This is a genomic window from Herbiconiux aconitum (assembly GCF_024979235.1).
Taxonomy (GTDB): domain Bacteria; phylum Actinomycetota; class Actinomycetes; order Actinomycetales; family Microbacteriaceae; genus Herbiconiux; species Herbiconiux aconitum.
In genome coordinates, this window is the sequence record NZ_JANLCM010000001.1 from 976804 (window position 1) to 995386 (window position 18583).

Annotated in this window: 18 protein-coding genes; 5 read left to right on the top strand and 13 right to left on the bottom strand. The window is 67.2% G+C overall.

Annotated elements, in window-relative coordinates; all coding sequences use genetic code 11:
• Positions 1-2: 2 nt before the first annotated feature.
• Positions 3-2948: an MMPL family transporter gene (locus N1027_RS04420; RefSeq protein WP_259505577.1), complete on the bottom strand. Its 2946-nt coding sequence runs from the start codon at positions 2946-2948 to the stop codon at positions 3-5.
• A gap of 50 nt (positions 2949-2998) precedes the next feature.
• The gene (locus N1027_RS04425) at positions 2999-4297 is read right to left on the bottom strand and encodes an ATP-dependent DNA helicase (RefSeq protein ID WP_259505579.1); all 1299 of its coding nucleotides are present in this window, start codon (positions 4295-4297) and stop codon (positions 2999-3001) included.
• A gap of 57 nt (positions 4298-4354) precedes the next feature.
• On the opposite strand from N1027_RS04425, the gene N1027_RS04430 reads away from it, so the two are divergent.
• Positions 4355-5386 (top strand): hypothetical protein, encoded by a 1032-nt coding sequence (locus N1027_RS04430; protein ID WP_259505587.1) that lies wholly within the window; start codon positions 4355-4357, stop codon positions 5384-5386.
• Here the strand turns inward: N1027_RS04430 and N1027_RS04435 are convergent.
• The 5 genes from N1027_RS04435 to rpmB all read right to left on the bottom strand — a co-directional run bounded on the left by N1027_RS04435 (position 5383) and on the right by rpmB (position 8536).
• Positions 5383-7347, bottom strand: a complete 1965-nt coding sequence (locus N1027_RS04435; protein ID WP_259505590.1) for a bifunctional copper resistance protein CopD/cytochrome c oxidase assembly protein — start codon at positions 7345-7347, stop codon at positions 5383-5385. The two genes, N1027_RS04430 and N1027_RS04435, sit on opposite strands and share 4 nt — an antisense overlap.
• A gap of 83 nt (positions 7348-7430) precedes the next feature.
• Positions 7431-7718: an HU family DNA-binding protein gene (locus tag N1027_RS04440; protein WP_022897485.1), complete on the bottom strand. Its 288-nt coding sequence runs from the start codon at positions 7716-7718 to the stop codon at positions 7431-7433.
• 104 nt (positions 7719-7822) lie between these two features.
• On the bottom strand, positions 7823-8128 hold the full coding sequence (gene rpsN, locus N1027_RS04445) for a 30S ribosomal protein S14 (RefSeq protein WP_092550454.1): 306 nt from the start codon (positions 8126-8128) through the stop codon (positions 7823-7825).
• A 4-nt stretch (positions 8129-8132) separates the two neighbouring features.
• Positions 8133-8300 carry a 50S ribosomal protein L33 gene (gene rpmG / locus N1027_RS04450; RefSeq protein WP_022897487.1) on the bottom strand — a complete coding sequence of 56 codons (168 nt, stop codon included), beginning with the start codon at positions 8298-8300 and terminating at the stop codon, positions 8133-8135.
• Positions 8300-8536, bottom strand: a complete 237-nt coding sequence (gene rpmB / locus N1027_RS04455; protein ID WP_092550451.1) for a 50S ribosomal protein L28 — start codon at positions 8534-8536, stop codon at positions 8300-8302. The genes rpmG and rpmB overlap by 1 nt, the downstream gene beginning before the upstream one ends.
• Positions 8537-8783: 247 nt before the next feature.
• On the opposite strand from rpmB, the gene N1027_RS04460 reads away from it, so the two are divergent.
• Together N1027_RS04460 and N1027_RS04465 are read left to right on the top strand one after the other, a co-directional pair.
• A complete protein-coding gene (locus tag N1027_RS04460; RefSeq protein WP_259505603.1) occupies positions 8784-9047 on the top strand; it encodes a helix-turn-helix domain-containing protein in 264 nt (87 codons plus the stop codon).
• A complete protein-coding gene (locus N1027_RS04465) occupies positions 9044-10318 on the top strand; it encodes a HipA domain-containing protein (protein WP_259505605.1) in 1275 nt (424 codons plus the stop codon). Before N1027_RS04460 ends, N1027_RS04465 begins: the two co-directional genes overlap by 4 nt.
• A gap of 22 nt (positions 10319-10340) precedes the next feature.
• On the opposite strand, the gene N1027_RS04470 is transcribed toward N1027_RS04465, so the two are convergent.
• The 6 genes from N1027_RS04470 to N1027_RS04495 all read right to left on the bottom strand — a co-directional run bounded on the left by N1027_RS04470 (position 10341) and on the right by N1027_RS04495 (position 15595).
• Positions 10341-10733 carry a Fur family transcriptional regulator gene (locus N1027_RS04470; protein ID WP_259505607.1) on the bottom strand — a complete coding sequence of 131 codons (393 nt, stop codon included), beginning with the start codon at positions 10731-10733 and terminating at the stop codon, positions 10341-10343.
• A complete protein-coding gene (locus N1027_RS04475; protein WP_259505609.1) occupies positions 10730-11629 on the bottom strand; it encodes a metal ABC transporter permease in 900 nt (299 codons plus the stop codon). The genes N1027_RS04470 and N1027_RS04475 overlap by 4 nt, the downstream gene beginning before the upstream one ends.
• Positions 11626-12498: a metal ABC transporter ATP-binding protein gene (locus N1027_RS04480; RefSeq protein ID WP_259505611.1), complete on the bottom strand. Its 873-nt coding sequence runs from the start codon at positions 12496-12498 to the stop codon at positions 11626-11628. Before N1027_RS04480 ends, N1027_RS04475 begins: the two co-directional genes overlap by 4 nt.
• A 41-nt stretch (positions 12499-12539) precedes the next feature.
• The gene (locus tag N1027_RS04485; protein ID WP_259505614.1) at positions 12540-13463 is read right to left on the bottom strand and encodes a metal ABC transporter solute-binding protein, Zn/Mn family; all 924 of its coding nucleotides are present in this window, start codon (positions 13461-13463) and stop codon (positions 12540-12542) included.
• Between the two features lie 85 nt (positions 13464-13548).
• On the bottom strand, positions 13549-14613 hold the full coding sequence (locus N1027_RS04490; RefSeq protein WP_308199775.1) for an ABC transporter ATP-binding protein: 1065 nt from the start codon (positions 14611-14613) through the stop codon (positions 13549-13551).
• The gene (locus tag N1027_RS04495; protein WP_284438858.1) at positions 14597-15595 is read right to left on the bottom strand and encodes an ABC transporter ATP-binding protein; all 999 of its coding nucleotides are present in this window, start codon (positions 15593-15595) and stop codon (positions 14597-14599) included. The genes N1027_RS04490 and N1027_RS04495 overlap by 17 nt, the downstream gene beginning before the upstream one ends.
• Before the next feature lie 158 nt (positions 15596-15753).
• Here N1027_RS04495 and N1027_RS04500 point away from each other — a divergent pair, with 158 nt between their 5' ends.
• Entirely contained in the window at positions 15754-16962 is a 1209-nt protein-coding gene (locus tag N1027_RS04500; RefSeq protein ID WP_259505616.1) for a dipeptidase, read from the top strand.
• Positions 16962-18578, top strand: a complete 1617-nt coding sequence (locus N1027_RS04505; protein WP_259505618.1) for an ABC transporter substrate-binding protein — start codon at positions 16962-16964, stop codon at positions 18576-18578. Before N1027_RS04500 ends, N1027_RS04505 begins: the two co-directional genes overlap by 1 nt.
• The last annotated feature ends 5 nt before the right edge of the window (positions 18579-18583 follow it).

Sequence of the window (18583 nt, forward strand, 5' to 3'; positions counted from 1 at the left end):
GGTCACCTCTTCTCTGTGCTGGTCGCACTGCTGGTCGCACCCGGCTCGGGGGTCGGGTTCTGGGTCGGGTGTTCGTCGCCGGCGGGCGATGGGTCATCGGCAGTGGAGGCATCCGGGGCCCCCGCGGCAGGCACGAGTTCCGCGATCTCAGGAAGGGGCTCCGGCACCAGGGGCGCCGGTTGCAGCTCGACCACCACGACCGGTCGTGCACCCGCCTCGAGCCGTGCGCCGTGGTGGGCGACGACGAGCGTCGTTCCGAGCGGCAACGCTCCGTGCACGATGCCGAGCGCGTGCTGGAGGTGGGCGGTCGGGATGCCCGTGCCGTCGATGGCCACGAGACGCGCCTTCGACACCGCAGCGAGCGCGACCTGGTAGGTCCACTCGGCCGCGGCGGCGGTACCCCAGAGGTCGTCGAGTTCCTCGCCGAGGTCGCGCCGGAGCCGTTCGAGCACGCTGAGCGCTCCGGGGGGCAGCGCGAGCCGCACCGCGGGGGCGTCGAGGTCGACCGGACGCTCCACCAACACCGAGTGGCGACGCAGGGCCGCCGCCTGGAACGGCAGCGCATTGTCGAGCACGCGCAGATGGCCTGAGAGCACCCGCTGGCGCCCCGCGATGGCGGCCACCACGGCATCCGGATGCGTCGACGCCGCCCCCGTCACCACCACGAGGTCGCCGGGCTCGGCGCGCACGCCGAACGATGCGGCGTCGGCGGCTTCGACGATGGTGCGTTCGGCGGCGATGGCGAACGGATGCTCGCCCTCGTCGAGCGGACGCCACGCGGTCGCGTCGAGCATCTCCCGCACCCCCTCGCCCTCGAGGTCGACGTTCGGCAGGATGCGCCGGAGCGGCGCCGGCAGCGCCCAGGCCAGCCGGCCGAGCAGCATCATGACCGCGGGAATGAATGTCATCCGCACCAGGAACGCATCGATGAACACACCGGCGGCAAGGCCCAGAGCGATCGGCTGCAGCACCGCGCTGCCGCCCGGCACGAACGACGCGAACACGGCGAACATGATGCAGGCGGCGGCCGTCACCACCCGTGCGGCGCCGATGAACCCGTGCCGCACCGCGGTGTGCGGGTCGGCACCCTTCACGTGCTCCTCGCGCATCCGCGACACCAGGAAGACCTGGTAGTCCATGGCCAACCCGAACAACACCGCCATCAAGAGGATGGGGAAGAAGCTGATCACCGGCCCCACCTTCGCCACGCCGAGGAGGTCGGCGAACCAGCCCCACTCGAAGACCGCGGTCACGATGCCGAACGAGGCGCCCACCGAGAGCAGGTAGCCGATGGTGGCCGAGATCGGCACCGCCAGCGAGCGGAACACGATGGTGAGCAGGATGATGCACAGCCCCACCACGACGATCGCGAACGGCAGCAGCGCGTCGGCGAGCCTCGCCGAGACGTCGATGCCGAGGGCGGTGGTGCCGGTCACCTGGTAGGTGAATCCGTTGGCCTCCTCGAAGCCGGGCGCCATGCCCCGGATCGTGTTCACCAGATCTTCGGTCTGCACGCTGTCGGGTGCGCTGTCGGGGATGATCGACACGATCGCCATGTCGGCCGTGGTGTTCGGGATGCCCTGACTCACCGATTCGACGTCGTCGAGCCCCGCGAACTGGTCGTGCAGCGCGGTGAGCGCGCCGCTGATGTCGAGCGTCTTCGAGATGTCGGCGGTCACGAGGAGCGGGCCATTGAACCCGGGCCCGAAACCCTCGGCCAGCAGGTCATAGCCCTCGCGCGACTGCGAGCCGGGCGGGTCGTATCCCGCGTCGGGCAGCGTGAGCCGCATCGATCCGGCCGGCAGCGCCACGATCGCGAGCCCGATGACGACGACACCGACGGTGATTATCGGCTTCGCGGTGATGAGCTTCACCCACCGTGCACCCATGGTGCGGTGGGTTCCGTCGGCGGCGAGCTCACGTCGCGCGGCCCGCGACGTGGGCTTCGGCGTCATCCGTTTGCCCAGCAGGCCCATGATGGCGGGCAGCAAGGTGAGGGCCACGATCACGGCGATGACTACCGAGATGGCGGCGCCGAGCCCCATCACGGTGAGGAACGGGATCTGCACCACCGAGAGGCCGAGCAGCGCGATGATCACCGTCAGCGCCGCGAACACCACTGCGCTGCCCGCGGTCGACACGGCGATCGCCGCGGATTCCTTCGGGTCCATCCCGCGGATGAGCTGTGCCCGATGCCGCGACACGATGAACAGGGCGTAGTCGATGCCGACGGCGAGCCCCAGCATGGTCGCCAGCAGGGGAGCGGTCGATGAGATGTCGACGAATCCCGAGGCGATCGTGATGGTGGTCGTCGTGATGGCGACGCCGATCACCGCGGTGACCAGCGGCATCCCGGCGGCCAGCAGTGAACCGAAGGTGATCAGCAGCACGATGAACGCCACCACCAGACCGATCACCTCGGTGTAATCGATGCCTTCGGCCGGCGGATCGGCCACGTTCGCGTAGGCCACCGTCATTCCGCCGGTCGCCGCCTGGTCGCCGATCGCCACCACGGCCGCGTCGTCGGCGGGCGTGAGGGATGTCGTCGGCACGCCGTACTGGATCGTGGAGTACGCCATGGTTCCGTCGTCGTTGACCTGACCGGTCACGTTCGCATCGAAGGGGCCGGTGACGCTCGTCACGTGATCGAGCGCGGCCAGCGAGGTGTCGGCCGCGGCGATCTGCGACTCGAACGAGCTGACCTGACCGCCCGTCGGAGCCACGAAGATGACCTTGGCCGTGCCGCCGGATGCCTGTGGGAAACGCTGATCGAGCATGTCGATCGCCTGCTGCGACTCGGTACCCGGAATCTCGAACGAGGTCGAGAGCGTTCCGCCGAGCAGCTGGGCTCCTCCGACGAACAGACCGAGGATGACGACCCAGCCGACGATGACGGCGATGCTCCGTCTAGCGGCGAATCGCCCGATGCGATAAAGCAACGTTGCCATGAGTTCCCTCTCCCACCCCTCACAGAAGAGTATCGGCTGGCGTTGCCCGGTCAGGCCCCTTGAGCCGCCCCCGAACTGGGGTCTGACGATCTGCGGCGCATGAAATTCAGCACGTTCTGATCGACGATGATGTCGCTCGGCCGGAGCGGTCGCGTGAGGTAGAGACCCTCGAGCGAGGTCAGACGGCTGAGCGCCACGTAGGTCTGACCGGGGCTGAAGACGCGCGATCCGAGGTCGACCACCGCTTCGTCGTAGGTCTGGCCCTGCGATTTGTGGATGGTGACCGCCCAGGCCAACCGGAGGGGGAACTGGGTGAACTCGCCGATCACTTCCTTGGAGAGCTGCTTCGACTCCGGCGCGTAGGAGTAGCGGTATTTCTCCCACGCCACCGGGTCGACCTCGTGCACCTCGCCGTCGACATCCACCCACACCGTCGAATCGATCTTCGTGACCGTGCCGACCGTTCCGTTCACCCAGCGCTGATCGGCGTCGTTGCGGAGGAACATCACCTGCGCACCCACCTTCAGCTCGAGATTGACGTCGGCCGGGTAGGTGCGGCCGCCGAAGTCGCCGCTGATCTCGGCCTTCGCCGAGAGCACGCGGCCCGGCAGCTTGCCGAGGGCGGTCTGGTTGATGCGGTTCACGGCATCGTTGCGCGTGGCGAGGGTGATGGCCGTGTCGGGAGCGGGCGAGCGCGCACCGGTGGCGTTCAGCGCATCGGCGATCTCCTTCGTGACCATGCCGAACCGCACCGCGTTGAGCATGAACTTGAAATCGTCGTCGTGCTGGCGGTGGATCTCGGTCAGCTCGACGATCTCGAGCTCCGTCTCGTCCCACACCTTCGCATCGAAGAACCACATCGAGCGGTAGTGGTCGGCGAAGTAGGCGCGCTCGTCGCCGTCGCCAGGCACGGGCGCCAACTGGTACGGGTCGCCGAACAGCACCACCTGCACGCCGCCGAAGGCTTCGAGCGGGCGTTGCCGGGCCTGCCGCAACGAACGGTCCATCGCATCCATCAGATCGGCGTTCACCATCGACACCTCGTCGATCACCAAGGTGTCGATGGTGTTGAGGAGCTTGCGCACGTCACCGTTCTGCTCGATGTCGTGGTCGGCGATGACCCCGATCGGCAGGCGGAAGAGGGAATGGATCGTCTGACCGCCCACGTTCAGCGCGGCGACCCCGGTCGGGGCCGAGATGACGAGCTGTTTCTCGGTGTTCCAGGAGAGGTGGTTCAGCAGCGTCGACTTGCCGGTGCCGGCTCGGCCGGTGACGAAGACGTGCTTGCGGGTGCCCTCGATCTTGTCGAACACCCGCTGCTGCTCGGCAGAGAGGGTGGGCCTGGTCATCCGTCCAATCTACCCGCCCACGGGTGCCCGGAAACTGAGCCCGCCTAAACTGTGGACATGAGTACGGCGGATGGGGACGAGCGCACCGCGCTGCACCGATCGGTCGTGATCTGGGTGGGCCTGTTCCTGCTCATCGTGGCTGCCTTGTTCTCGGCCATCGGCATCCTGAACCGCGAGCTCTACAGCGCTTCGGCCTTCGTGCGCATCTACCTCGACGCGGTCGCCCACCACGATGTGGATGCGGCGCTGGCCACCCCCGGTGTGGACCTCGGCACCGACGACGCGCCCGGCACCGGGTCGGCCGCCCTCGTGACCCCGGATGCGCTCGGCGGGCTCCACGACGTGAAGCAGCTCAGCGACACCGAGATGGCGCCGGGGCGCTACCGGATGGTCTACGGCTACACCCTCTCGGGCCTCGATCAGCACCGCACCTACGCGCAGTCGGAGTTCGACGTGGTGCAGACCGGCACCAGCTGGCTCTTCTTCCCGGAGTGGCGCTTCGCGCGTTCGCCCGTCGCCACGGCCACCGTGACCATCTCTCATGCCTCGACGTTCACCGCCGGCCGGGCAGAGGTCGAGACCGCCGACCCGGCCGCCTTCCACGCCAGCCAGGACTTCCAGGTTCTCGTGCCGAGCCTCTACGTGCTCTCGCACGCATCCGAATACCTCGGTGCGAACCCGACGGCGATGGCCGCGACGGCGCCGAAGTCGTCGATCAGCGCGATCGTCGACGTGCAGCCGACCACGACCTTCCTCGATGAGGTGCAGACCTCGGTGAACGGGTTCCTCGACGACTGCGCCGAACAGACGGCGCTCTACCCGGCCGGCTGCCCCTTCGGGCAAGACGTCAACGACCGTATCGCCTCCGACCCCGCCTGGTCGATCGAGAGCTACCCGACGCTCACGATCTTGGCCGGGCAGGACAACTGGATCGTGCCCAACGCGGCGGGCGCTGCTCGCATCACAGTGGACATCCGCTCGCTGTTCGACGGCACCGTCACGTCGCTCGACGCCTCGGTGCCTTTCGAGGTGACCTTCTCGCTCACCATCCAGCCCGACGGTTCGGTGCAGTTCTCGCCCCGCGCTTAGCGACCGTCGCGCGACGCGAGCTTCTCGAGCATCGCGTTGTACTCCCCGAGCTCCGCCTCGCCGGTGCGATCGGCGTTGCGGTCGCGGCGCTTCGTCTCCTTCTTGTCGCTGAGACTCCACTGCACGGCCACCACCAGAGCCAGGATGAAGGTCGGGATCTCACCGATCGACCAGGCGATGCCACCCCCGGCCTGCTGGTCTTCGAGGGCGCTGACCCCCCAGGTGCGACCGGTCGCGCCGAACCAGTCGGCGAGCAGCAGCCCCGTGCCGCTCATCAGGGCGAGCCCGAAGAAGGCGTGGAACGCCATCGTGGCGAGCAGGAGCAGCAGCCGGAAGGGATAGGGCAGCTTGTAGGGCACCGGATCGATGCCGATCAGCGCTTGCACGAAGAGGTAGCCCACGATGAGGAAGTGCACGATCATCCACTCGTGGCCGAGGTGGTCTTCGGTCGCCCAGCGGAACAACGGCGTGTAGTAGAAGGCCACGAGACTGGTGGCGAAGAGCACGCCGGCGACGATCGGGTTCGCGATCACGGTCGCGGCGCGGGAGTGCACGGCGAGCAGGATCCACTCGCGCATGCCCCGCGTGCCGTCGTCGCGCTTGCGGATGGCCCGGAGCGCGAGGGTCACGGGCCCGGCGGGAACGAGCAGCAGCGGCACCGCCATGCTGAGGGTCATGTGCCCGAACATGTGCATGCTGAACAGGTACTTCTCGTAGACGTTGAGCCCGCCGTTGGTGATGTAGAACAGCAGCAGGAGGCCGGCGATCCACAGCACGGTGCGATACCAGGGCCAGCGGTCGCCCCGTCGGCGCAGACGCAGCACGCCGGCGACGTAGAAGACGATGCCGAAGCCGCAGACCAGAATCCAGATCAGGTCGAAGTTCCACTGGGTGAGGAAGTTCGACACGGTGAGTTCGGGCGGCAGGGGCGAGCCGGTGAGGATCTCGGCCGCCGTCTGCACGGTGGGCACCGTCTCGGGCACCGGGGTCGCGGTGCGCGCGAGGGCGGCGGCGAAGCCGGAAGCGATGCCCATGAACCCGAGCTCGGCCACGATCAGCCACCAGAAGTGGCGGCGGCGTCCGGTGTCGCCGAGCTTCTTGATGACGATGCGGCGGTGCAGCGCACCGACCACCCCGAGAGCGATGAGGGCGCCGACCTTCACCAGCACCAGCAGGCCGTAGGGGGTGAGCAGGCGATCGAGTGAGCCGATCCGCAGTTCGGCGCTCACATATCCGGATGCCGCCACCACGATGAAGCAGACGAGGGCGACACTGGAGTAGCGGGTGACGATGTCGACCAGCTTCGGGGTCTCGATCTGGCGGCTGATCAGAGCGATCACCGTGAGACCGCCGAGCCAGGCGGCCGCGAAGATGAGGTGCAGACCGAGCGCCGTGATGGCCGCGTCGTGGCCTGTGGTGCCGGCGGCGTGCCCTTGCTGCGCCATCGGAACCAGCGAGGCGACGGCGAGCAGCCCGACGAAGAAGAGCGCGGTGCGGTTGCGAACCGCGAAGCAGAGCACCGTGACCACAGCGCCGATGAGGGTGGTCTGCAGCCAGGCCTGACCGAGCTCGATCTGGGTGAGGAACTGGCCGAGGCCCTGACTGAAGGTGTCGTCGAAGCTGAGCGCGCGGGCGGTGACGCTGAGATAGCTGAAGAAGCCGGTGAACGCGGCGGCGACGGTGAAGACGGCGGCGGAGCCGGCCGCCACGTCGAGTGCCCGGCCGTAGGCGGCGCTGGCGGGCGGGATGGCGAACAGCACGAGGCCGATCGCGCCGATCATGCCGGAGGCTGCGAGGTTCACGAGCATCGTGGAGGTCGGCAGACCGAAGCGCACCACGGCTCCCGGGTCTTCGAGCAGCTGCGGGGCGGCGCCACCGCCGATGGCCAGCGCTACCAGGAGTGCGGCGAACGCGACCGCCACGAGTGTGGCTGGTCCGGCGATCCGAACGACTCTCAGCACTCGACCACCTTACGCGTCCGTTCCTGACGTTAAACACGGAAGGGTGACGACCGAAGTCGTCACCCTTCCGAAGGACTGCTGTCTTACTTGGCGGCAGCCTTCAGCTTCGAACCAGCCGAGATCTTGACGGAGTGACCCGCGGGGATCTCGATCGTGGCGCCGGTCTGCGGGTTGCGGCCGGTGCGAGCGGCGCGCGAGGTGCGCTCGACAGCGAGCCAGCCCGGGATCGTGACCTTGGTGCCCGAGGCAACCGAGTCGGCCAGCGTGGAGAAGAGAGCGTCAAGAACCTCGTTGACGGAAGCCTGCGTCTGGCCGGAAGCGGCGGCGACGGCTGCGACGAGCTCGGTCTTGTTCAGTGACTTGTCAGCCATTTAAGGTGTCCTCCTCGGACCTTTTCGCTGCGGATGCAGCTGTTTACTTGGAACGGTCCCGGCCACCAGGGCCAGTTCGGTTGGTCGGTATGACCGTGGGTAATTTACCAGCTGGACTTCGTAATGCCCGGCAATTCGCCCCGGTGCGCCATGTCACGGAAACGAACCCGCGAAATGCCGAACTTGGTGAGAACACCACGGGGACGACCGTCGACGGCGTCGCGGCTGCGAACACGGATCGGCGATGCGTTGCGGGGGAGCTTCTGCAGACCGAGGCGAGCGGCTTCGCGCTCCTCGTCGGTCGACGTCGGGCTCACGAGAGCCTTCTTCAGCTCGAGGCGCTTGGCCGCGTAGCGGTTCACGATCACCTTGCGCTGCTCGTTACGGGCAATCTTGCTCTTCTTGGCCATGTGGTTACCGCTCCTCTCGGAAGTCGACGTGCTTGCGGATGACCGGGTCGTACTTCTTCAGCACGAGACGGTCGGGGTCGTTGCGACGGTTCTTCTTGGTCACGTAGGTGTAACCGGTGCCTGCCGTCGAACGGAGCTTGATGATCGGACGGACGTCCTGCTGCTTTGCCATTAGATCTTCTCCCCACGGGCCAGGATGTCCTTGACGACAGACTCGATGCCGCGGGCGTCGATGACCTTGATGCCCTTGGCCGACAGGGTCAGCGTCACGTTACGGCGAAGCGACGGCACGTAGTACGTCTTCTTCTGCACGTTCGGGTCGAAGCGGCGCTTGGTACGCCGGTGCGAGTGCGAGATGTTGTGACCGAAGCCGGGAACGGCTCCTGTCACCTGGCAGACTGCTGCCATTGTTTCCTCCATTTGGTTACCGTGAGACGACTGCCTCACCCAAGATGACTTGTCGGCGAGATGCACCATGCGGGCACCTCACAATGGGCGGAGGATTCCACCCAACCTGTCTATGGTAGGCGACCCCCGCCTTTCCGCCAAATCTCGGCCTCTCGGGAAGGCTTGTGTGGACGATCGTCCACATGTATCGTTGTGTATGATCGTCCACATTCACGGAGGTGGATGATCGTTCACACCAGGGAGAAGCATGTTCAAATCCGCACGGGAATTGGGTGGCTACGTCCGTGAGCTCCGCCTCGAGCGAGAACTGACGCAAGCCGAGCTCGCAGAGCGCGCCGGGGTGTCGCGGGAGTGGCTGGTGGCGTTCGAGAAGGGCAAACCGAACGTCGATCTCGCGCGCGTTCTCGACGTGGTCGGAGCGCTGGGTATGACGCTCGATGTCGTGCCCGACGGCCGAGACGGCGGCAACGACGACCTGCTCCGCCGTCTGTTCGGAGGAGAAGCAGAATGACCGAGTCTCTCGACGTCTACATGGACGGCCGGATGTGCGGCACAGTCTCCCAGTCGTCCGCCGGCGACCTCGGGTTCGATTACGACGAGGGCTACCGGGCAGATTCGGCGGCGACACCGCTCTCACTCTCGATGCCCCTCTCGCGCCCGCACCACCGCAACGCGAGCATCCGCCCGTTCCTCGCGGGTCTTCTGCCCGACAACGACGACGCCCTCGCCGCGATAGGCCGAGAATACGATGAGTCGCCCAAGAACCCGTTCGCCCTCATCAGGCACATGGGAGCGGACGTCGCCGGCGCGATCCAGATCGTTCCACGGGGAACGGCTTCGCCTGACGGAACGCTACCCCGCGGTGGCAGCGCCCCCATCGGCGAACTCGACATCGAGACCGAACTCGACGGCGTCATCGAGGAGTACAGCCAAGGGATGCCCTCACCCGGCCTCACCCAACGGTTCAGCCTGGCAGGAGCCCAGCCGAAAATCGCGCTGCACCGCTCGGCCGAGGGCGTGTGGGGCGTGCCCACCGGGTCGACGCCCACCACGCACATCCTGAAACCCGTCGCCGGCTCTTTCCGTCGGCTCGACGTGGTGGAGTTCCTGTCCATGCGCGCAGCCGAAGCGCTCGGTCTCACCGTCGCTCAATCCGAACTCTTGACCTTCGGCTCGCGCCGCGCCTTCGTCACCCGTCGCTACGATCGCCGGCACCTCGACGGCCGATGGCTACGCATCCATCAGGAAGACCTCTGTCAGTCGCTCGCGGTGCCCCCGCAAAAGAAGTACCAACGCACCGATGGTGGCCCTGGCGTCGGAGCGATCGCCTCGCTGTTCAAATCCCTGCCCGTGCCCGCCGACCGCGCATCCTGCGCGAGTTCCTTTTTCAGCGCACTGGTGTTCAACACCGTGCTGGAATGCACGGATGCCCACGCGAAGAACTACTCGGTCATTCTGCTCGGCGACCGCGCCATCCTGGCGCCGCTCTACGACCTGCTCACCTTCGCACCCTACAAATCGACCGCCACCACCTATTCGGCGATGCAGATCGGTGGCGAATACCGCTTTGAGGCCATCGGCGAGCCCCAGGTGGTGAAGGCTGCAGCGACACTCGGGATCGACCGCGAGACCGCGATCGAAACCCTCGCTCGGATGCGGCGCGAGGCCGTCGGTGCCTTCGAGACCGCGCGCGATCAGCTGGCCGGGCAGGATGCCGACACCCGTGACATGGCAACCGAGGTCGTCGATGCAGTCGCGAAGTTGCCCTCGTTGGCCCGCTGAGAGCGGGGGCACCCGGAACGGGTCAGTGTGAGGCCGGGGGCACACAGGCCGAGCAGAAGCCGAAGATGTCGACCACGTGCTCGGGGCGGCTGAAGCCGTGAAGGGCGGCGGTCTTCTGGGCCCACGACTCGACCTCGTCGGCCTCGATCTCGACCGTGAGGCCGCAGCTGCGGCAGATCAGGTGATGGTGATGCACCATCGAGCAGGCCCGGTAGAGCGCCTCACCGTCGGGTGACTGGAGCGAGTCGGCCTCGCCCTCCTGCGCCAGATCGGCGAGCGCACGGTAGACCGTGGCGAGCCCGATCTGCGAGCCGGTGCCCTTCAGCGACGAGTGGAGGCCCTGCGCGCTCACGAAGCCCATCTGGGTTCCGAGCGCACTGCGCACGGCCTCGCGCTGCCAGGTGTTCCTCTTCACGACTGCTCCACCTCTCTCACGGGCAACGGTAGCCCCGCATCCTGAATCCTTCCAGTGCCGGCACCGCGCCGCCAGGCGATCACCCGGCACACCACGTAGATGAGGAAGGAGATGGTGGTGACGTAGGGGCTGATCGGAACGGACGCGCCGAGCGCGAGCATGATGCCGCCCACCAGCGAGGTCACCGCGAAGACCGTGCTCAACACGGGCACGAGCACCGGCGACGACGAGAGTCGCAGGGCGGCAGCCGCCGGGGTGACCAGGATCGAGAGCACGAGCAGCGACCCCACGATCTGCACCGAGACCGCGACGGCGAGGCCGAGCAGAAGCATGAAGAAGATCGAGAGCCCCCGCACCGGCACTCCGCGGGCCGACGCGACGTCGGCATCCACGCTCGCGAAGGTGAGCGGCCGCCACACCAGCAGCAGTCCGACGACCACGACGATCGAGATCGCGATCAGGGAGTTCAGCCGCGGATCGTCGACCGCCACGATCTGGCCGGTGAGCAAGCCGAACTTGTTCGCCGAGCGGCCGGGGTAGAGCGAGAGGCACAGGATGCCGAGACCGAGTCCGAACGGCATCAGCACGGCGATGATCGAGTTGCGGTCGCGCGCCCGGGTGCCGAGGAGACCGATGAGGAGCGCGGCGACGAGCGACCCGAAGATCGACCCCTGAACCACTCCCACTCCGAACAGCAGGCCCGCGGCGGCCCCCGCGAACGAGAGCTCGCTGATGCCGTGCACGGCGAACGCCATGTCGCGCGACATCACGAAGACGCCGATCAGCCCGCCGACCACTCCGAGCACCGCACCCGCGATAATCGAGTTCTGCAGCAGTGCCACGAGCTCGCCGTAGTTGGCGAAGTTGAAGATCTCGCCCCAGAAGTCGCCGCTCACGGCAGTCCTCCGAGAAGGCCCGTCGAGGAGGTCGACGGGCCGGAGGTGCCGCCGTCGTGCTCGTCGTGGTGGTGGAACTGGTCGTCGGGATGCCCGTGCGCGCCATCCGGAGTTCCCACCACGATCACGCGGCCGTGCGTGCGGATGACGTCGACCCGCGATCCGTAGAGCTCGCTGAGCACCTCGGAGCGCAGCACCTCCGACGGGGCGCCGACGCGGAAGCCGCCGCCGGCCAGGTAGAGCACCCGGTCGACCATGTCGAGGATCGGGTTGATGTCGTGCGTCACGAACAGCACGCCGAAGTCGCGCTCCCGCCGCTGCCGGTCGATCAACTCGCTCACCGCGCGCTGGTGCGTGAGATCGAGCGAGAGCAGCGGCTCGTCGCAGAGCAGCAGCCGCGGGTCGCCGGCAAGCGCCTGGCCGATGCGCACCCGCTGCTGCTCGCCACCGGAGAGCGTCGAGACACCGACGTTCGCGTAGTCGGTGGCGCCGACGGCCGCGAGCAGCGCATCCACCTCACGACGTCGGGTTGCCGAGGGCAACGGCAGTCCCCAGCGGTGGCCGGAAAGTCCGAGCCCGACGAGATCGCGCGCCCGCAGCGGGGTGCCGTCGTCGGCGAGCTTCTGCTGGGGCACGTAGCCGATGCGCCGGTCGCCGCGCCGGCCGGGCGCCCCGAGAAAGGAGATGCTCCCGGTCGAGAGCTTCTGCTGCCCGAGGATGACCTTCAGGAGGCTCGACTTGCCCGATCCGTTCGACCCGAGCACCGCGACGAATTCTCCCGGTTGCACATCGAGATCGAGATGCGACCAGAGGGTGCGGGGCCCGAACGACAGACTCGCGTCGCGCAGTGTCAGCACCGGATCGGTCACCGTCACACCCTACTGCCCGCTGGCCCGCCGCCGCCCGGCCGTCACTGGGCCAGCGCGGCCGAGACGGCGTCGAGGTTCGACTTCATCCAGCCGAAGTAGTCCACCCCGTCGGGAAGCGTCTCGGTGACACCGACTGCGGGGATGTCGTTCTTCTTCGCTGCCTCGGTCACCGCATCCGTCTGCGCTCCGCCGGTCTGCTCGTTGTAGACCAGCAGCTTCACGGCGTGGCTGTCGAAGAGCGCGAGGGTCTCCTGCAGCACCGTCGGCGGCACGTCGGTGTCCTCTTCGATCGCCTCACTGAAAGCATCCGGAGTGCGGTTCTCGAGGCCGGCCGCGTCGAGCAGGTAGAGCGGCACGGGCTCGGTGATGGCCACTCCCGACCTGGAGTACTTCGCGGCGATGTCGGTCTCGGTCGCCTCGAGGCTGGTGAGCTGCGCCTTCACGCTCTCGCCGTTGGCCTGGAAGACGGATGCGTCGTCGGCGTCGAGTGCCGAGAGCTCGGTCACCAGCGAGTCGACCAGCTTCTGCATGGTGGGGAAGTCGTACCAGAGGTGCTCGTTGAACTCGCCGTCGGCGGGCTCCTGGTCGTACCCGGAGATGTCGGCCACGTTCAGCACGGTCGCCTCGGAGTTGTCGGCGGCCGAGAGCATGGTGTCGACGAAGTCGTCGTAGCCTCCGCCGTTCTCGATCACGACCTGCGCCTTCGAGAGCGAGAGCTGGTTCTGGCCGTCGGCCTGGTATTCGTGCGGGTCTTTGTCGGGGCTGTCGATGATCGACGTGACGCTGGCGAAGTCGCCGCCCACGGCTTCGGCGAGACTGCCGTAGACGTTGGTGGAGGCGACGATGCGGATGCCGCCACTCGCGTCGGGGGTCTCGGCCACGGTGCCGGCGGAGCAGCCGGCGAGGCCGAGGGCGAGTGCGGCCGCGGAGGCGGCCAGGGCGGTGGAGAGAACGTGTCGTTTCACGGGAGTGCCTGTCTAGTTCGGGAACGACTCCACGCTAGCTAATTGATAATGATTGTCAAAATCAGCACGGCGGCATTCAGCAGGCTCACACCATCGCTTCGGCGAGCGCCTGCTCGGCGTGGTGACAGGCCACGTCGCGGAGCTCGAGCGAGCGCAGCGGCGGCTGAACGGTGCGGCACTCGTCGGTGGCGAGCCAGCAGCGCGGGTTGAAGCGGCAGCCGTTGGGCGGGTTCACGGGCGACGGCGGCTCGCCCCCGAGCACACGGCGGCGCGAGAGCTTGCCCCGATCAGCGCGGCTGTGCGACGGAGTGGCCGAGAGCAAGGCCTGGGTGTACGGATGCGCGGGCGAGTCGTAGACCGTCTCCGTGTCGCCGAGTTCCGCCATCCTCCCGAGGTACATGACGCCCACCCGGTCGGCGATGTGCCGCACCACCGAAAGGTCGTGGGCGATGAACAGGATCGCCACCCCGAGCCGCCGCTGCAGGTCGGCGAGCAGGTTGATCACCTGGGCTTGCACCGAGAGGTCGAGCGCCGAGACGGCTTCGTCGCACACCAGCACGTCAGGATCGAGCGCGAGCGCGCGGGCGATGCCGATGCGCTGGCGTTGGCCGCCGGAGAACTGGTGCGGGTAGCGCCCCATCATGTCGGGAGCGAGCCCCACCAGTCCCAGGAGTTCCGCCACCCGCTCGCGCCGCGCCGCAGCGGGGGCCGACCGCGTCGCCGCCATCGGTTCGGCGATGATGTCGCCCACGTTCATCCGCGGGTCGAGCGAGGTGTACGGGTCTTGGAAGATCATCTGCACACCGCGGCGCAGCAGCTTGCGATCGCTCGCCCGGCCCTTCGTCACATCCGTGCCGTGGTAGAGCAGCGAGCCGCCGTCGGGCTTCTCGAGACCCACGAGCATACGGGCCAGGGTCGACTTGCCGCAGCCGGATTCGCCCACGATGCCGAGCGTCTCGCCGGCGTGCAGGGTGAGGCTCACGCCGTCGACGGCAGACACGTGCGTGGGGCGCAGACGCGAGCCGCCGGTGAAGGTGCGGCGGAGATCGGTGGCCTCGAGCACCACGCGGCCCTCGGGTGTGGAGTCGGGGCCGACAGAGGCAGAAGCGCCCGGCGCAGCGCCGGCGATGACGTCAGCTGACGAGTTCATGCAGCAGTTCCTCCGATCGGTGGCACGCGGATGCGCGGCCCGCCGCCACGTCGAGAAGCGGCGGCCGCTCGGTGCGGCAGATGTCGATGGCCATGTGGCAGCGCGGGTTGAACGAGCATCCGGGCGGGGCCTGGGCGGGGCTCGGCGGGGAGCCCGGGATGGTGAGCAGATCGTGTCCGCGCGCCGCGGCATCCGGAACCGAGCGCAACAGGGCCTGGGTGTACGGATGCGCGGGCAAGTCGAGCACCGTGTCGGCGTCTCCGCGCTCCACGATGCGACCGGCATACATCACTGCCAGGCGGTCGGCGACCTCCATCACGACGCCGAGGTCGTGGGTGATGAGCAGCACGCCCATGCCGAGCTGGTCGCGCAGGCGCCCGAGCAGGTCGAGGATCTGCGCCTGCACGGTCACGTCGAGCGCGGTCGTCGGCTCGTCGGCGATGAGCATCTCGGGTTCGAGCGCGATGGCCATGGCGATCAGGATGCGCTGGCGCATGCCGCCGGAGAACTGGTGCGGGTAGTCGTCGACCCGGTTGCTCGGCGCCGGGATGCCGACCAGACCGAGCAGCTCGATCGCCGCCGCTCGCGCCTGCTTGCGCGTCGCGCCCCGATGCACCTTGAACAGCTCGCCGATCTGGTTGCCGATGGTCATCACGGGGTTCAGCGCCGAGAGCGCATCCTGGAGCACCAGACTCATCCGCTCGCCGCGCATCAGCCGCCGTTCCTCTTCGGAGAGCGCGAGGATGTCGGTGCCGGCGACCTCCAGCGAGGCGGCCGAGACCCGGGTGTGTTCGTCGGTCAGGCCCATGATGGCGCGGGCGGTCACCGACTTGCCCGACCCGGATTCACCGAGCAGCGCCACGAACTCGCCTCGGGCCACGTCGAGGTCGACTCCTCGCACGGCGCGGATCTCGCGCCCGCCGCCGGTGAAGGTCACGGTGAGGTCGCGCACCCGCAGCGAGGGGGTGCCGGCCGTTGTCATCTCGTCTGCCACGGCTCCATCATCGCCCCTCATCGTTACCGAATTGTTTCAAGCATGCTAAATCTGTGCCGATATGAATCACTGGTGTTGACAAACTTGCCGGAAATCGAGGATGTTGTCTACAGCAACGCCGAACTTTCCCAAGAAAAGGAGATCAGATGCTTGATCCCGCCGCGGCCTACAAGGGCTACACCGCCTACGACTACCTGGAAGCAGGAAAGGACTACAAGGAGTTCACCTACGCGAAGCAGATCGGCCGCGTGCCGGCCTACCAGGGACTCGGTCTCAGCGCGGCGGAGGAGGAGCGCACTCGCAAGCTCCTGAGCGAAGAGACCGTCATCTCGCTGCACGACCACGTGCAGGTCTTTCCCGAAGACATGACGCAACTGCGCGACCACATCCGCCAGGGTCGCGAACCAACGGGCTACGAGGGTCTCTCGCGCTCGGGCATCACCGCGGTCTTCGACAACGGGATGGACGGCACCTGCTGCATCTCGAGCGACGCCGGCTGGAAGTACCAGGATGTGCTCTTCGACCTCGGGGTGCGGATGGCCGACCTGGCCCACCAGGACTTCGTGATCAAAGCCGAGTCGGTGAAGGACATCGAGCGGGCCAAGGCCGAGGGCAAGGTCGCCCACGTCTTCGCCCTCGAGGCCGCGACCATGATCGAGAACGAGGTCGACCGGCTCGACGTGCTCTACGGCTTCGGAGTGCGCCAGATGGGCATCGCCTACTCGGAGCAGAACACGCTCGGCTCGGGCCTCAAGGAGCGCGGAGACGGCGGACTCACCTACTTCGGCGAGCGCGCGGTCGAGCGCATGAACAAGCTCGGCATCGCCATCGACATCTCGCACTCGGGCGACCGCACCTGCGTCGACGTGATCAAGGCGTCGAAGTACCCGGTGCTGATCACCCACGCCGGGGCGCGCGGCCTCTGGCCCACGAACCGGATGAAGACCGACGAGACCATCATCGAGTGCGCGAGGCGCGGCGGCGTGATCGGCATCGAAGCGGCGCCGCACACCACGCTCTCTCCGGCGCATCCGTCGCACTCGCTCGAATCGGTGATGGACCACTTCCAGTATTGCGTCGACCTGGTGGGTCTCGAGCACGTCAGCTTCGGACCTGACACGCTGTTCGGTGACCACGTGGGGTTGCACCACGCCTTCTCGTCGAACCTCTCGATCAGCCAGGCGCACGGACACGTCGAATACGAGGAAGTGGAATACGTCGACGGCATCGAGAACCCGGCCGAGGAGTTCTTCAACATCATCGGCTGGCTCGTGAAGCACGACTACTCAGACGACGAAATCCGCGCCGTCGTCGGAGGCAACACCATGCGGGTCCTGAAGGAGGTCTGGGTTTAATGCGTAAACGAAGTCTGGCAATCGCGACGCTCGCAGCGAGCGTCGCCCTCACGCTGAGCGCCTGTGCGCCCTCGGCTCCCCCCGAAGCGTCGACGAGCGCGGCAGCCGCCGGCACCGACACGCTCACCATCGCGACCACGACGGATGTGGTGAACTACAACCCGCTGATCGGCAACAGCCGCAGCGACTACTGGATCACCAACCTGATGTACCCGCACCTCATGTCGATCGACGACACGGGCAAGAAGACGCCCGAGCTCGCCACGAAGTGGGGCTACGTCGACGACACCACGGGATACTACGAGATCCGCGACGACATGACCTGGAGCGACGGCGAGCCCGTCACCGCCGAAGACGTGGCCTGGACCATGAACGCGGTGAAGAAGGATGCCCCGTCGGGCACCTTCTACGGCCAGCTCGCCAACTTCGAGTCGGCCACCGCCGTTTCTGACACCCGCGTCGAGGTGAAGCTCACCAAGCCCGATTCCTCGATCGTCGAGGAGATCGGGTTCTGGGGCAACGTCGTGCCGAAGCACGTCTTCGAGAAGGCGGCCTCGGTCGCCGATTTCCCGAACGACGGATCGGACGGCGGCTGGGTGGGCGCAGGCCCCTTCACGCTGCAGAAGGTGCAGGTGGGGCAGAGCTACGAACTCGACCGCGTGGAGGACTACCCGCTGGTCGAGGGCGGCACCCCCATCCCGGCCAAGGTCGTCTACCGCGTGTTCCCGGATGTCAACACCGAGATCCTGGCTCTGCAGAGCGGTGAGGTCGACGCGATCGCCAACGCCCTGCCGCCCGCACAGGTCGACCAGCTGAAGAACTCTCCCGGCATCGCCGTCGAAGAGGTCACGGGCCTCGGCTACGCGCACATGACCTACAACATGCAGAACCCCGACCTCGCGAAGGTCGAGGTGCGCCAGGCGCTGGCGCACGCGGTCGACTACGAGGCGATCCGCAAGGTCGTGCTGCAGGACCAGGCGGTGTCGACCGGGTCGAGCCCGCTCATGCCGGTGCTCAGCGATTACTACGACGACTCGCTCACCGAGTACGAGTTCGACACCGACCTGTCGCGCGAGTTGATGGAGAAGGCGGGCTACACCGCCGACGCGAACGGCAACTTCCCGGTCTCGTTCCGGCTGATCTACTCGCTGCAGGACAGCGTGACCAGCCAGTGGGCGCAGCTCGTGAAGGACTCGGCGGCCGAAGCCGGAATCACCATCGAACTCCAGGGAACGGAGCGCAACACCTACCTGGCGCAGACGAACAAGGGTGACTTCGACATCTACGCCGGCAACTTCGCCATCATGGACGACCCGGTGACGAACTTCACCCTGTCGTACCTGCCGGGCGGCGCGATCAACTACACCTACGTCGACGACCCCGAGTTGAACGACCTGATCGCCCAGGGCGCTGTCACGAGTGACCAGGACGAGAAGATCGACATCATGCGTCAAGCGGCGAAGATCGTGCACGACAACGTCTACGACAACATCATGTACACGCAGAATCTGTACTTCGCCCACAGCGACAAATGGGACGGATTCATCACCCAGCCGAGTGAGCTGCTGTCGATCGTGAACCCCGAGTCACTCGCCAGCGCCCACAAGGTGCAGTAACCACC

Bases quoted from the DNA above. Each gene is read 5' to 3' on its own strand.
- rpmG (WP_022897487.1), bottom strand. From the start codon at position 8,300: ATGGCAAAGCAGCAGGACGTCCGTCCGATCATCAAGCTCCGTTCGACG.
- N1027_RS04490 (WP_308199775.1), bottom strand. From the start codon at position 14,613: ATGAACTCGTCAGCTGACGTCATCGCCGGCGCTGCGCCGGGCGCTTCT.
- N1027_RS04425 (WP_259505579.1), bottom strand. From the start codon at position 4,297: ATGACCAGGCCCACCCTCTCTGCCGAGCAGCAGCGGGTGTTCGACAAG.
- N1027_RS04440 (WP_022897485.1), bottom strand. From the start codon at position 7,718: ATGGCTGACAAGTCACTGAACAAGACCGAGCTCGTCGCAGCCGTCGCC.
- N1027_RS04420 (WP_259505577.1), bottom strand. From the start codon at position 2,948: ATGGCAACGTTGCTTTATCGCATCGGGCGATTCGCCGCTAGACGGAGC.
- rpmB (WP_092550451.1), bottom strand. From the start codon at position 8,536: ATGGCAGCAGTCTGCCAGGTGACAGGAGCCGTTCCCGGCTTCGGTCAC.
- N1027_RS04495 (WP_284438858.1), bottom strand. From the start codon at position 15,595: ATGACAACGGCCGGCACCCCCTCGCTGCGGGTGCGCGACCTCACCGTG.
- N1027_RS04465 (WP_259505605.1), top strand. From the start codon at position 9,044: ATGACCGAGTCTCTCGACGTCTACATGGACGGCCGGATGTGCGGCACA.
- N1027_RS04500 (WP_259505616.1), top strand. From the start codon at position 15,754: ATGCTTGATCCCGCCGCGGCCTACAAGGGCTACACCGCCTACGACTAC.
- N1027_RS04505 (WP_259505618.1), top strand. From the start codon at position 16,962: ATGCGTAAACGAAGTCTGGCAATCGCGACGCTCGCAGCGAGCGTCGCC.
- N1027_RS04460 (WP_259505603.1), top strand. From the start codon at position 8,784: ATGTTCAAATCCGCACGGGAATTGGGTGGCTACGTCCGTGAGCTCCGC.
- rpsN (WP_092550454.1), bottom strand. From the start codon at position 8,128: ATGGCCAAGAAGAGCAAGATTGCCCGTAACGAGCAGCGCAAGGTGATC.
- N1027_RS04430 (WP_259505587.1), top strand. From the start codon at position 4,355: ATGAGTACGGCGGATGGGGACGAGCGCACCGCGCTGCACCGATCGGTC.